General features: G+C 72.2%; 15 protein-coding genes. 6 read left to right on the top strand and 9 right to left on the bottom strand.

Annotated elements, in window-relative coordinates:
- Positions 1-31 precede the first annotated feature (31 nt).
- Entirely contained in the window at positions 32-475 is a 444-nt protein-coding gene (gene mscL / locus NAEX_RS23675) for a large-conductance mechanosensitive channel protein MscL (protein WP_096333716.1), read from the bottom strand.
- Between the two features lie 191 nt (positions 476-666).
- Complete coding sequence (locus NAEX_RS23670) at positions 667-1,086, bottom strand: ExbD/TolR family protein (protein WP_096329745.1); 420 nt, start codon at positions 1,084-1,086, stop codon at positions 667-669.
- Between the two features lie 1,084 nt (positions 1,087-2,170).
- On the opposite strand from NAEX_RS23670, the gene NAEX_RS23655 reads away from it, so the two are divergent.
- Positions 2,171-2,380: a hypothetical protein gene (locus NAEX_RS23655; RefSeq protein WP_143825611.1), complete on the top strand. Its 210-nt coding sequence runs from the start codon at positions 2,171-2,173 to the stop codon at positions 2,378-2,380.
- A gap of 188 nt (positions 2,381-2,568) precedes the next feature.
- Here NAEX_RS23655 and NAEX_RS48160 read toward each other — a convergent pair whose 3' ends face one another.
- Both NAEX_RS48160 and NAEX_RS23650 read right to left on the bottom strand, forming a co-directional pair.
- Positions 2,569-2,967 (bottom strand): hypothetical protein, encoded by a 399-nt coding sequence (locus NAEX_RS48160; RefSeq protein WP_143825610.1) that lies wholly within the window; start codon positions 2,965-2,967, stop codon positions 2,569-2,571.
- Positions 2,968-3,044: 77 nt separating this feature from the next.
- The gene (locus NAEX_RS23650; protein ID WP_170135951.1) at positions 3,045-3,590 is read right to left on the bottom strand and encodes a universal stress protein; all 546 of its coding nucleotides are present in this window, start codon (positions 3,588-3,590) and stop codon (positions 3,045-3,047) included.
- 43 nt (positions 3,591-3,633) lie between these two features.
- On the opposite strand from NAEX_RS23650, the gene NAEX_RS23645 reads away from it, so the two are divergent.
- From NAEX_RS23645 to NAEX_RS23630, 4 genes are all read left to right on the top strand, one after another.
- Positions 3,634-4,938, top strand: a complete 1,305-nt coding sequence (locus NAEX_RS23645) for a cytochrome P450 (protein ID WP_096329741.1) — start codon at positions 3,634-3,636, stop codon at positions 4,936-4,938.
- A 173-nt stretch (positions 4,939-5,111) separates the two neighbouring features.
- Complete coding sequence (locus tag NAEX_RS23640; RefSeq protein WP_096329740.1) at positions 5,112-5,750, top strand: hypothetical protein; 639 nt, start codon at positions 5,112-5,114, stop codon at positions 5,748-5,750.
- 5 nt (positions 5,751-5,755) lie between these two features.
- Positions 5,756-6,331: a hypothetical protein gene (locus NAEX_RS23635; RefSeq protein WP_096329739.1), complete on the top strand. Its 576-nt coding sequence runs from the start codon at positions 5,756-5,758 to the stop codon at positions 6,329-6,331.
- Between the two features lie 41 nt (positions 6,332-6,372).
- Positions 6,373-7,239 carry an RpnC/YadD family protein gene (locus NAEX_RS23630; RefSeq protein ID WP_096329738.1) on the top strand — a complete coding sequence of 289 codons (867 nt, stop codon included), beginning with the start codon at positions 6,373-6,375 and terminating at the stop codon, positions 7,237-7,239.
- Here the strand turns inward: NAEX_RS23630 and NAEX_RS23625 are convergent.
- From NAEX_RS23625 to NAEX_RS23615, 3 genes are all read right to left on the bottom strand, one after another.
- Complete coding sequence (locus tag NAEX_RS23625) at positions 7,236-7,799, bottom strand: DUF3501 family protein (protein WP_096329737.1); 564 nt, start codon at positions 7,797-7,799, stop codon at positions 7,236-7,238. The genes NAEX_RS23630 and NAEX_RS23625 overlap by 4 nt on opposite strands.
- A 2-nt stretch (positions 7,800-7,801) precedes the next feature.
- Positions 7,802-9,157 carry a heterodisulfide reductase-related iron-sulfur binding cluster gene (locus NAEX_RS23620; protein WP_096329736.1) on the bottom strand — a complete coding sequence of 452 codons (1,356 nt, stop codon included), beginning with the start codon at positions 9,155-9,157 and terminating at the stop codon, positions 7,802-7,804.
- A gap of 100 nt (positions 9,158-9,257) precedes the next feature.
- Positions 9,258-9,686, bottom strand: coding sequence for a rubrerythrin family protein (locus NAEX_RS23615; protein ID WP_096329735.1), 429 nt, complete (start codon positions 9,684-9,686; stop codon positions 9,258-9,260).
- A gap of 139 nt (positions 9,687-9,825) precedes the next feature.
- Here NAEX_RS23615 and NAEX_RS23610 point away from each other — a divergent pair, with 139 nt between their 5' ends.
- Positions 9,826-11,001: a molybdopterin-dependent oxidoreductase gene (locus NAEX_RS23610; RefSeq protein WP_096329734.1), complete on the top strand. Its 1,176-nt coding sequence runs from the start codon at positions 9,826-9,828 to the stop codon at positions 10,999-11,001.
- Positions 11,002-11,073: 72 nt separating this feature from the next.
- Here NAEX_RS23610 and NAEX_RS23605 read toward each other — a convergent pair whose 3' ends face one another.
- Both NAEX_RS23605 and NAEX_RS23600 read right to left on the bottom strand, forming a co-directional pair.
- Positions 11,074-11,793, bottom strand: coding sequence for a hypothetical protein (locus NAEX_RS23605; RefSeq protein ID WP_143140541.1), 720 nt, complete (start codon positions 11,791-11,793; stop codon positions 11,074-11,076).
- Complete coding sequence (locus tag NAEX_RS23600) at positions 11,790-12,623, bottom strand: hypothetical protein (RefSeq protein WP_143140540.1); 834 nt, start codon at positions 12,621-12,623, stop codon at positions 11,790-11,792. The genes NAEX_RS23605 and NAEX_RS23600 overlap by 4 nt, the downstream gene beginning before the upstream one ends.
- Between the last annotated feature and the right edge of the window lie 21 nt (positions 12,624-12,644).

Raw genomic sequence — 12,644 nt, 5'->3', positions numbered from 1 at the left:
ACGGACAGGACCGGCAGCGCGCCGCGGGCCGTCACAGCGGGCCGGAGCGGGCCTTGAGCAGGTCGCGGATCTCCATCAGCAGCTTCTCCTGCGACGACGGCTCCGCTGCGGCCTGCTCCTCCTTCTCGGTCATGCGCTCCTTGGCCCTGTGGATCGCCTCGATCAGCAGGTAGACGGCGAACGCGACGATCAGGAACGTGACGACGAAGTTGAGGAACACGCCGTAGCGGATCGTCACCGCGCCGGCCGAGGTCGCGGCGGCCAGCGTGTCGTAGGGGCCCGCCGGCGCGCCTTGCTTGAGGACGACGAAGAGGTTGGAGAAGTCGACGCCGCCGAGGAGGAGGCCGATGGGCGGCATGATCACGTCGTCGACCAGCGACTTGACGATCGCGCCGAACGCCGCGCCGAGGATGATGCCGGAGGCCATGTCGATCAGGCTCCCGCGCATGGCGAACTTCTTGAAACCGCTGAGCATCGGCGGCAATTTATTGTCCAGGTCGGACGCCGACGCCAGCGAACGGCGCGCGACGGAGTGCGATCCGCGGCTCGCGCCACGGATGAGCCCGGTCCGCGGTCCGCCGTCCGGGCGCGGACCGACCTGGCCGGAAGTTCAGGTCGGCGGCGAGGCCCTCACCGGCGGCCGGCGGGCGGCGGGGCGGCCGGCGCCTACAGCTTGTCGGAGGCGATGCCGACCGAGCCGACGCCGGCGTCGTGCGCCGCGGCCATCAGGCGGATCACCTCGCCGTACTTGACGCCGGGGGCGGCGTCGATCGCCAGCTTGCCGTCGTTCTGGACCTTCTGGTTGGCCTTGAGCGCCGCGACGACGCTGTCGGTGTCGCCGGCGATCACCTGCGAGCCGAGCTTGACGACCCCGCCGGCGTCGATCGACAGCAGCAAGGTCGCGTTCGGATCGGCCGCGCCCTGCACCTTCGACTGGGTGGGGATGTCGAGCGGCATCTGCGTGTTGGTGGCGGGCGGCGCCGACACCATGAAGATGATCAGGAGGCACAGGAGGACGTCGACCAGCGGGGTCACGTTGATCTCGTTGAGGGCGTCGCCCTCGTCACCGCCGACGCTGACAGCCATGGTGCGGCCACGCTAGCGGGCCGCGGCCGCCGCGTAAAGTCCGGGGCCGAGCGCCGGGGTCCGCGCCGGGGTTTCCGCGATATCCTGCGGCCATGCTCCGCGCTGCCCTCGTCCTCGTCCTCGCGCTCGCCGGGACCGCCTGCAACGCGCCCGCGACCGCGCCCGCCGCCAAGTCGGAGGCCGCCCCGAGCGCCCGACCGGCCCCGCCCGCGAAGGCCGAGCCCGCGCCCGCGAAGGCCGAGCCCGCGCCCACGCCCGCGAAGGCCCGCGACCCGCTGTGCGACGCCGCCGCGGCGCCGCTCGCGGCCCTGCGCGAGCACAGGGGCAACGCGCCGGTCGCCTACACGGGGACGCCGCTGCAGGCGTGGGTGAAGGCCAGCGACGCGGCGACCGGCCGCCACGACGACGCCGCGATCGCCGCGGTGCTGGTCGACACGTCCCCCGCCGGCTTCGCCTTCCTCCGCGCCCGCATCGAGGGCTCGATCGCCCAGTGGATGCGCGAGCGCCTGAAGCACGCCGCCGAGGACAAGGAGGGACGCGAGGCCGCGTGGGCGGCCGCCCGCTGCGCCTGGGACGTCGCCCTGAAGCCGCTCGCGGTTGAGGTCGCTGGCGCCGAGCCCGGCCTCGCCGAGGAGATCGACGCCGCCTTCGCGGCCGGCGAGGCGGCGCTGGCGAGCGGCGACCCGACGACGATCGACAAGGCCCTGCTGCCCGGGCACGAGGTCATCGAGAAGACGTGGTTCCGCCTGGCGCACCGCCGGCTGATGAGCGCCCTCGCCGAGGCCAAAGAGAAGAGCGACCCGGTGCCGCTGGCGCGCGCGCGCGGCGTGTTCGAGGACCTGCGCGACCGCCTGAAGGACCGCAACACCCCGGGCATCGCCGTCGTCGACACCGCCCTCACGGCCCCCCCACCAAGGTCGACGCCGACGCGATCGAGCGCGAGATCGCCCTGGCGCTGGTCAAGCGCGCCCGCAAGTACTGCGACGAGGCGCTCACCCCCGCCGCCAAGGGCCCGCTCGGCAGCGCGGCGGCGATGGCCACCGCGGCCGAGGGCATGGCCTACACGCGAGTTGTCCTTCCGGACATGTCCGAAAAGCTCAAGGGTCAGGGCTTCGACGAGGCCGCGCACCTGCAGGCCTGGCAGGGCTACGGCGAGGCGGTCGCGGAGGCCGACGCCGACGAGGCCAAGCGGCTCAGCGCCGAGCTCGTACAGTGGAACTGCGCCTATCAGCGCGCCCTGGCGATCCGCGAGTGCACGTCGTCGGCCGACGAGGTGTCGGCGAAGGCGCCGTAGCGTCCGCGGGCAGATGCTACCGCCGACGCGGGCGCGAGGTCCAGTGCCTGCGGTCACCCGCGAGGCGCGCAGCGACGTCGAGGTCGTGGCGCGCGGCGCCTCTCGCTCGCGTCACGCGACGTCGTCATGCGCCGGCCTCGTACTCGCGGCGGGCCCTCTGCGACGCATCGTAAACCGCCCGACGAGCGTCATGCGACGTCGAGTGTGTCTTCAACGACACCCATCGCGCCCCGATGGCCGCAAACACGCGCTCTGGCCCGGTCTGCGGCCATCATGGCCACATTAATGCCGCCTTGATTTGACGATCCTGGGGCCTCGCCAATGGTTTCGGCATGCGCCACACAGGACTCGCCGCCCGCATGATTTTCGCCGAACGCTTCACGGCCGCCGTCATCGATCGGCCCTTTTACGCCGGCCTGAAAATGGTCGCCACGCGCCCGCGCGTGACCGAGCCGACCGTCGTCGCGCCCGCCGAACCCGAGCCGGTCGCGCCGATGCCGCGCGCGGCCTAGCCGGTCGGACCTCGGTCCGGCGCGCTGGTCGGCGCGCCGCGCGTCGCACCGCTCCCACCTTCTTGCTTCTTGCACGACTCGATCTTTCCCAAAGGACATGGCCCTTGGAGCATGCGCTCAGGGCCATGTCCTTTCGGCGTCTCGCGCGGGGCTCACTCGTGCAGCGCGGGGATCACGAGGACCGGGCAGATCGCCTCGCGGATGACGCGGTCGGCGGTGCTGCCGACGAAGAACCGGGCGACCCGCGAGCGACCGCTCGCGGCCAGCACGATCAGGTCGGCGCCCTTCTTCTCCGACTCCTCGATGATGACGCTGACCGCCACCCCGGGCCGGGCCTCGATGACGACCTGGACCCCGGCGCAGTGGCGGTGGGCGATCACCTCGAGCGCGGCCTTGGACGTCTTCTGCGCCGCCTCGTGGACGTCGGTCAGCACCTGCGACGACAGGCCGACGCTGAGGTTGCCGGCGTACATCGTGCTGTAGTTGAGCGCGGGCGTGACGTGGAGGAGGATCACGGTGCCGAGGCTGGCGCGGGCGAGGTCGGCCGCGAGGACCACGCTGCGCACGGAGCTGGGCGAGAACTCGATGTACTGGCCGTCGACCTCGACCGCCTGGCCGGCGGCGATGTGCTCGTCGCTCGCCGGTGAGAAGTCGACCGGCACCAGGATCTTGGTGAAGGGGGCGCGCGCGGGAGTCATGCCGCTATTGTAGTACACCCCCGATCCGGTGGAAGGTGGACGCATGTCACGCCCCGTGCCCGGGCCGCGCCTCGCCCCGCTCGCCGCCTATCGCTTCGCCGTCGACCCCTACGGCTTCTTCGCCGCGTGCAGCCGGCGCTACGGCGACCCGTTCGCGTTCCACCTCGGCGGCAAGCGGCTGGTCGTGACCGGTCAGCCCGAGCTCGCCAGGATCATCTTCACCATGGACCCGGACGCCACCCGCTCGTTCGGCACCGAGCACCTCGCCGCGGTGCTCGGCCGGCACTCGCTGATCGTCGTCAGCGGCGAGCGCCACCGCCGCGACCGCAAACTGCTGACCCCGCCGTTCCACGGCGCCCGCATGCGCTCGTACGGGGCGATCATCCGCGAGGCGACGCGACGTCACGCCGGCGCGTGGCGGGTCGGCGAGCCGTTCGTCATGCAGCGCACGACGCAGGCGATCTCGCTCGAGGTGATCGTGCGCGCCGTGTTCGGCGTCACCGACCCCGAGCGGACCGCCGAGGTCGGCGAGGCGCTGGTCGGGGCGATCGAGGCGCTGCACCCGTCGTTGCTGTTCTCCCGCGTCCTCCAGCGCGACCTCGGGCCGCTGAGCCCGTGGCGCCGCTTCGCCGCCGTTCGTGCGCGGGCCGAGGCGCTCACGCGCTCGCAGATCGCCGCGCGCCGGGCCGAACCCGGAGACGACATCCTCAGCCTCATGCTCGCGGTCCGCGACGAGGACGGGCGGGCGCTCGGCGACGACGAGCTGGTCGACGAACTGCACACGTTGCTGTTCGCCGGCCACGAGACCACCGCGATCGCGCTGGCGTGGGCCATCTCGTGGCTGCTGCGGGCGCCGTCGGTGTTCGCCCGGCTGCGCGCCGAGCTGGTCGCGCTCGGCCCGGACCCCGACTACGAGGCCGTGGCGGCGCTGCCCTACCTCGACGCCGTGTGCCACGAGGTCCTGCGCCTGTGGCCGATCCTGCCGATGGCGCCGCGCACCCTGGTGAAGCCGCTGCAGCTCGGTCGCTACGAGCTGGCGCCGGGCACCGGGATCGCCGTCGGCACCGCCCTGCTCCACCAGGACCCGACGCTCTACCCCGATCCGCACGTGTTCCGGCCCGAGCGGTTCCTCGGCCGCAAGGTCTCGCCGTTCGAGTTTACGCCGTTCGGCGGCGGCCACCGGCGCTGCATCGGCGCCGCCTTCGCCCTGTACGAGATGAAGCAGGCCCTCGCCGTGCTGGTGCCCGAGTACGACCTGCGGCTGGTCGACGCCGCGCCGCCGCGGCCGGTGCGGCGCAACCTGTCGCTCGGACCCCTGGGCGGCGTCCGGGTCGTGCGGGCCTCCTGACGGGCGTTCGCGCGCCCTCGCCTCTACCCGCGCGCCCGGGCGCGGCGTATCCTGGGCCGCGATGGAAGGTCGCCCGATCCGCCCGCGCCGGCGAGCCGCGAGCTCGCGCCCTGCGGCGGCCGACCTCCGGTATGTCTTTCAAAACATGTTTGCTTGTACAGGAACTAAAGATTATGGATCCGCGTAGCAAGATCCCCGGGCTCGCCCTGCTGGCCCTCAGCTTCACCCAGTGTACCGGCCGCGAGCAGACGGCCGACCCGATCATCGGCGACTGGCGGGCGGTCCAGGTCGACGGCGAGAAGCACCCGCAGGCCCACGCCTACGACGAGGGGTTCCTGATCGGCGAGCAGCTCCGCATCGGCGACGACCTCGCCGGCGAGCTGGCCCTGTACCAGTCGGCGGAGCTCGACGGCCTCGACTACAACGCCGAGCGCGTGGCCGACCTGGTGGTCGACGCCTCGGAGGCGCCGAAGTACCGCATCGAGGTCGCGCACGACTTCTTCGAGGGCGGCAAGGAGCCCTACGACGTGCCGTCTTACCCGGACTACGGCGACGACACCGGTTACGCCGACACGGGCGCCGACGACACCGGCTACGCCGACTCCGGCGCCGACTCCGGCGCGCTCGCCGAGCCGGGCGACGACCTCGCCGGCTTGCGACCGCTGAAGCTGCCGAGCGCGCCGCAGCTGGCGCCCGAGGGCACCGTGTTCGCCTGCACCCTCGAGGGCGACACCTTGACCTGCGACCGCGAGGGCGCGGAGGAGTTCAAGCACTGGGTGTTCACCCGCATCCGCCCGGAAGACGAGGTCTGAGCGCCATGCAGCACCGCACCCGCATCCCCGTCCTGGCCCTCGTGGGCCTCCACTTCACCGGCTGCACCGGCGACGACGACAAGCCCGACCCGATCGTCGGCGACTGGGGCGCCGTCCAGCTCGACGGCGAGAAGCTGCCCGACGTCTACTCCGAGGGCCCGTACACGGCCCTGGTCGGTCTGCGCATGATCATCGAGGACGACCTGGTCGGCGCCTTCGAGTACTACAGCGTGCTCGACTACGACGACTACGAGTACCGCCACTCGTACGGCTCGGAGCTGATCGTCGACGACAGCGCGGCGCCGAAGTACCGCGTCGAGGTGCAGAAGAACTTCCTCGGCGACGACGTCGACTACACCGACTCGGTCGGCATGGCCGTCACCTCCGACGGCTACGACAGCGGCTACCTCGGCGACGACTCGTCGGCGATCGACCTGGCCGCGCCGGGCCGGCCGATCGTCGCGCCCGCGGAGCTGATCCTCACCTGTACCTTGGACCAGGACCTCCTGACCTGCAGCGGCGGCGACCTGAAGTCGCTGGTCTTCAAGCGCCAGGTGCCGGTGAAGCCCCAGGAGGGCTGACCCTGGCCCGCGCGCGCGCGCGATGCTAACTCGCGCGTACGATGCCCAAGCTGCCCCACGAGGCGCTCGTCCAGCTGGTCCGTCACGCCCCGGCGCTGATCCCCGACCTGCTGTGGCCCGGCGAGCGCTCGCCCGGACCGGTCCGGATCACCGCCGCCGAGTTCGTCGACCTCAACTTCGCCGAGCACCGCGCCGACGTCGTGCTCGGCCTCGGCGGCGCGCAGGACCGGCCCGACGAGGCGCTGGTGGTCGAGGTCCAGGTCGAGCGCGACCCTCGCAAGCGCTGGACCTGGCCGGTCTACGTCGCCGGCCTGCGCGCGCGCCTCGGCTGCCCGGTCACCCTCGTGGTCGTGTCGCTCGACCCCGAGGTGGCCCGCTGGTGCGCCGAGCCGATCGACCTCGGCCGGCGCCGCACCACGGTGCACCCGTGGGTGCTCGGGCCCGAGGCGGTGCCCGTGGTCACCGACCTCGAGCGGGCGCGCGAGCTGCCCGAGCTGGCGGTGCTGTCGGTCGCGGCCCACGCCGACGAGCCCGGCGCCGAGCACATCGCCCTCGTCGCGCTCGAGGCCACCCGCGAGCTCGACGACCAGCGGGGGATCTTCTATCCTGACTTCGTCGTCGCCCTCCTGGGCCGCGTGGCCCGCACCGCGCTGGAGAAGCTCCTCATGACCACCGGACGCTGGGAACCGCTGAGTGACATGTTCCGCAGACCCTGGCTCGACGGCATCGCCGAGGGCGAAGCGAGGGGGAAGGCCAGCATGCTGCTCAAGCTGCTGCAGCTCAGGGGTTTCGCCCTCGGCGACGAGCAGCGCGAGCGCGTCCTCGCCTGCCGCGACGAGGCCCAGCTCGACGCCTGGGCTGCCCGGGTGCTGACGGCGACCCGCCTCGACGAGGTGTTCGCCGATTAGTCGCGTTCGGCGAGGTCGGCCCGCAGGGCCTCGCGCTGGTCCGCGGTCAGGGCCGTCTCGCCGACCAATTCGCCGGCGAAGTCGACGCCGCAGGCGACCGGCGCGGCGCCCTGGACCGCGAACTTCAGGTACTGCACCGACGACAGCCGCCGCTCGCTGACCTGGCGTGGGTCCCAGGTCGCGCGGATGCGCCGGCCGTCCTCGCCGACGAGGTACAGGTGCTGCGGCAGCGCCTGCCAGCGCGACAGCTTGAGGTCGCGCTCCTGCGGGTCGTCGAAGCCGATCAGCACCGTCACCCCGAGGTCGCCGCCGTGGCCGAGCAGCTCGTTGTAGGTCGCGATCTCGTGGAGGATGTCGCGCTCGCGGACGATCTGCTCGACGCGCATCATCTCCTGGATCTGGTAGCGGATGGTCTCGTGGTTCTCGAACAGGAAGGTCAGGCAGTCGGCGACCACCACCCGGCGCAGCCGCTTGGCCGCCAGCGCGGCCTCGCGGAGCTGCGCCCGCTGCTCGTTGTAGGTCACGTAGTCGACGATCTCGGCGCGCTGGACCGCTCTCATGGCTACTCTTCCTTCGTCTCGTCGGTCTCGCCGGGGCCGAAGCTGTCGCCGCGGTAGGCGCGGGCCAGCAGCGACATCGGGTGCAGCGGGCGGGTCCCGGCGTGCTGTTCGAACTGGATCGCCGCCAGCGGGCAGTCGGTCACCCACGTCGTGGCCTCCGCCCCGCGCATGCCGTCGAACGCCTTCTTGCCGATCCGCTGCGACGGCTCGAAGCCCTCGACCCGCATCGCGTAGGTGCCGTCGTGGCCGCAGCACTCGGTCACGGTGGTGACCTGGACCCCGGGCAGCCGCTTGATCAGGTCGCGACCCTTGAAGCCGACCGCCTGGGCGCGCAGGTGGCACGGCGCGTGGTAGGCGATCTGGCCGTGGGGGCTGCTCTCGAACTTGCCGGCGAACCGCGGCTCGCGGCGGATCGACCACAAGAACTCGCTCGGGTCCATCACCGCCGCCGCCAGCCCGGCGGCCCGCTCACGATCTGTCCCTTCGAGCAGGTGGGGATACTCGCGGCGGAGCATCATCGAGCAGGTCGGGTTGATCGCCAGCACCTTGGCCCCGCGCTCGACGAACGGCATGAGCACGTCGAGGTTCTGGCGGGCGTTCTTGCGCAGCGACGCCAGGTCGCCGTGCTCCCACGCCGGCATCCCGCAGCAGCGCAGGCCGGACGCGCAGCGCAGGTCGACGCCGTTGCGCTCCATCACCTCGCAGGTGTCCTTGCCGATCTGCGGCTCGTTGTGCTCGACGTAGCAGGTCTGGAACAGCACCGCCTCGCCGCCGGGCTCCGCGGCGATCTTGCCCGACTGGTCGGCCCACTGCTCGAAGCCCTGCGGCGCGAACTCCGGCAGCAGCTTGTCGCGGTGGATGCCCAGCACTTTTTCCATGAACCACCGGTGCAGCTTCACCTGGTTCAAGGTGTTGACCACGCCGAGGCTGGCGCGCGCCAGCTTGCCGGTCAGGTCGGGGTCGCCGAGGAACTTGTCGCCGAGGCTCGTGCCCTCCTCGCGGGCGCGGATCGCCTGGTGGCGGTGGACCAGCTTGGGGAAGTCGAGCTGGAACTCGTGCTTGTCGCGCGGCGTGTACGGGCACTGGACCTCGCACAGCTTGCACTGGAAGCAAGCGTCCATCACCCGGTTCGTCTCCGCCGCGTCGAGCCTGGTGACGTCGCCGTCGTGCTTCTTGTCGAGCAGCTCGAACAGGGTCGGGAACGCGTCGCAGTACTTGAAGCACATGCGGCAGCCGTGGCAGATCTCGAACGCCCGCGTGACCTCCTTGGCCAGCGCGGACCTGTCCCAATAGACAGGCTCGCTCGGATCGTAGGACAGCCCGTCGGTCGGCTTGTACGAGATCGGCCCCTGGCTCATGGCGCTCTGTGGTTCGGAGATTGATCTGGCCTCGCGGGCATGTCCCGCGGAACATGTCCCTGAGGCCCTGTCAGCGTCCACGCCGCGGGCGGCGCGCGGCTCAGAAGTCCATGGCGTCGAGGGCCTTCTGGAACCGGCCGGCGTGCGAGCGCTCGGCTCGCGCGAGGGTCTCGAACCAGTCGGCGATGTCCTCGAAGCCCTCCTCGCGGGCGGTGCGCGCCATGCCCGGGTACATGTCCGTGTACTCGTGGGTCTCGCCGGCGACCGCGGCCTTGAGGTTGTTGGAGGTGTCGCCGATCGGCAGGCCGGTGGCGGGGTCGCCGACCTTGCGGAGGTAGTCGAGGTGGCCGTGCGCGTGGCCCGTCTCGCCCTCGGCGGTGTCGCGGAAGAGGCCGGCGACGTCGGGGTGGCCCTCGACGTCGGCCTGCTTGGCGAAGTACAGGTAGCGGCGATTGGCCTGCGACTCGCCGGCGAACGCGTCCTTGAGGTTCTGGTGGGTCTTGGTGCCGTTCAGCTTCTGCGCGCTCATGGGGAGGATGCTCCTGCGTGGATCGGTGCACCCCCCTTCTACCACGCCGGCCGTGCTCTTGGACACATGCCCGGACGGTCGTCACCGCCCCGGCTGCGTTGCTCGCGGGCACGGGCCGGGCTAGCGTGACGCCGTTCCGATGACGGACGGCGACACTCTCGGCGTACACGACTTTCCCGATGCCACCGACGTGCCCGCGGCGGAGGGGACCGCGCTCGAGCTGCGGCCCGTCGACGGCATGCCGACCTGGTTCGGCCGCCGGCTCGCGCGCGCGCTGCTGCGACTGGTCAGCATGGAGGAGAACAAGCCCGCCCAGCTGTCGCAGACGGTCACCCCGACCGCCGGTTATTTCCGCCGCGACCGCCACGTCCACCCGGTCGTCGACCCCGACACCTATCGCCTGCAGATCACCGGCGTCGCCGCCCCGCGCGTGCTGACCCTGCCCGAGCTGCTTGCCCTGCCCCGCGAGACCCGCGTGTGCGTGCAGGAGTGCGCCGGCAACGGCAACCACCTCCAGGGCTCGGCCGGCCTGTGCGGCCAGGCGGTGTGGGAGGGCCCGAGCTTCGCCAGCCTGCTCGAGCTGTGCGGCGGGCCGGGACCGGCCACCCACTTCGCCTGCCACGGCCTCGACGACCTCGGGTTCCTCAAACGCGGCTACCACTACGGGCTGTCGCTCGAGGAGCTCACGCGCGCGCGGGCGATCGTCGCCGTGACGATGAACGGCGAGCCGCTGTCGCGCCGCCACGGCTTCCCGTCGCGCCTGATCGTGCCGCGGATCTACTCGATGTCGCACGTGAAGTGGCTCGGCCACATCGAGGGCAAGACGAGCCCGCACATGGGCATCCACAACCGGTTCGTGTTCACCAACAAGGAGCGCAGGGGCGGCAAGTGGGTGCGCGTGCAGGCGCGCTGGATCGGCCTCAAGTCAATCATCTCCGACTGCCGCGCCGCCCGGGGCGGCGGCTGGCTGCTGCTCGGCGCCGCCTGGGGCGGCGAGCACCCGATCGCCGCGGTCGAGGTCAGCACCGACGGCGGCCTGTCGTGGCAGCGCGCCCGCCTGCAGCCGATCCGCGAGCAGGTCGCCCGCGACCCCCGCCTCGCCTCCGGCGAGGTCGACGGCGCCTGGTCGGTGTTCCAGTTCCACTGGCAGCCGCCCGGCCCCGGCACCTACAAGGTCGGCGCGCGCGCGATCGACGAGGCCGGCAACGTCCAGGCCCTCGACAACGACCCCAACGTCCACGGCCATTTCAATCAGACCCGCGTCAAGTGGCGCATGGTCGAAGTGCCCGAGAACCGGTTGCCACCTGGCGATTGAGACATGTGCTCAGGGATATGCTCTCACGGGCATGTCCCATCGAGCCTGTCTGCAACGACAGGAGAGCCCGAGTCAGAGCGGGGCGTAGCCGAAGAAGGCGCCGAACTGCGGCATCGGGGCCCGCTCCTCGTGGCCGATGTCCCAGCCGAGGCGGGCGAGCGCGCCGAACACCCACCGGCGCGTTTCGCCGAAGCGCAGCCCGATCCGTCCCTCGACCTCGACGACAGGGAGCAGCGGCAGGTTGAAGGAGACGCCGCCGCCGACGCTGGTAAAGCCGCGGCGGTCGGCCCCGAAGCCGTGCAGCGCCGTGAGGTGGTGGCGGTGCGCGAGCAGGCCGCTGAGGTAGCGCTCGGCCAGCCCGACCGAGACGGTCAGCTGGTAGCCGAGCGCCCAGGTGCGCGGCAGTCGACCGCCGAGGAACACGGTCACCGGCGCGGTCGAGGGCGCGGGGCTGATGCCCGCGACCACGCTCGGCAGCCAGGCGAACACGAACTTGCGCGGCGGGGCCGCGGGCGCCGCGGGCGACGGCGCCGACCGCGATGCGACGGGCGGCGGCCCTGCCTCGCCGAGGGAAGCCGAAGTCGCGGCGCCCGGCGTCGCGGACAGCGGCGCCACGGGCTCGGTGGACTCGGCGACCGGCGCCGCTGCGCTCGCACCGGCGCCGCTGCTCGCCGGGACGGACACGCCGCTCGCACCGACGGGTGCGGCGCTCGCATCGACGGCGTCGCTGGCCGGCCCGGCGCTCGCCCCGGCCGGCGCCTGGACCACCAGCAGCAGCGTCCACGCGATCATGCGCTCCTCGTCCGTCGCCCCGCGATCCACAGCAGCGGCGCGAGCAGCCACAGCGCCAGGTCCGGGCGCGAGCCACCGACCGCGCACGGGATGTAGACCGCCTCGCGCTCGCCGATCTCCTCCGGCTCGAGCCGCACCGCGTCGCCGCGCGCCCCGTTCGCGGCGACCGGCGTGAACTCGAGCGGACCCGCGGTGGGCGGCAGGCGGAGCTCCGCCTCGTCGCTCACGCTGATCGGGTACACCTCGCCGGTCGGATAGCGCAGCTCGATGCGCCCGCCCTCGCGCAGGTAGGGCGCGTCGAGCCCGTCGAGGCGCACGAGCAAGTTATCGACGTCGCCGGGGCAACAACCGCCGTCGGTGCCGCGCTCGATGCGGACCTCTCGCAGGCTCACCTCCCCCGGGGGCGAGGCCGCGGCGTGGCCGACGGTGAACTCGCTCCACGTCTCGTCCTCACCGCCCCCGGAACACGACATCGTGTAGGTCTTGCCGGCGACCAGCGGCTCCCGCGGCGCGTACTCGACCAACTCGCCGAAGCCCACCTCGTCGGCGCCGGCCCGGCAGTTGCGGCCGAGGCGGATGGGATCGGCGAAGCCGGAGTAGCCCTCGGCCTCGAGGATGCAAGCGTCGGGCTCCAGGCCGCAGGAATAGAGGCGCCACGGGTGCGCGTCGACCGGCACGTCCTCGGTGACCACCAGCTCGCCCCCGTGCTTCCAGCCGGGCCCCCAGCACGTCAGCGCCCCGGCGGGCGCCGGCGCGACCAGGAGCGCCGCGACGCCGAGGGCGAGCGGCGGCGCCAGCGACTTCCACGACGCTTCCGATCGGCGACGCATGAGCATCACCCCTCAATGTAC

The organism is Nannocystis exedens (genome assembly GCF_002343915.1).
Classification (GTDB): domain Bacteria; phylum Myxococcota_A; class Polyangia; order Nannocystales; family Nannocystaceae; genus Nannocystis; species Nannocystis exedens.
This window is presented reverse-complemented; position numbering and strand designations above follow the sequence as displayed.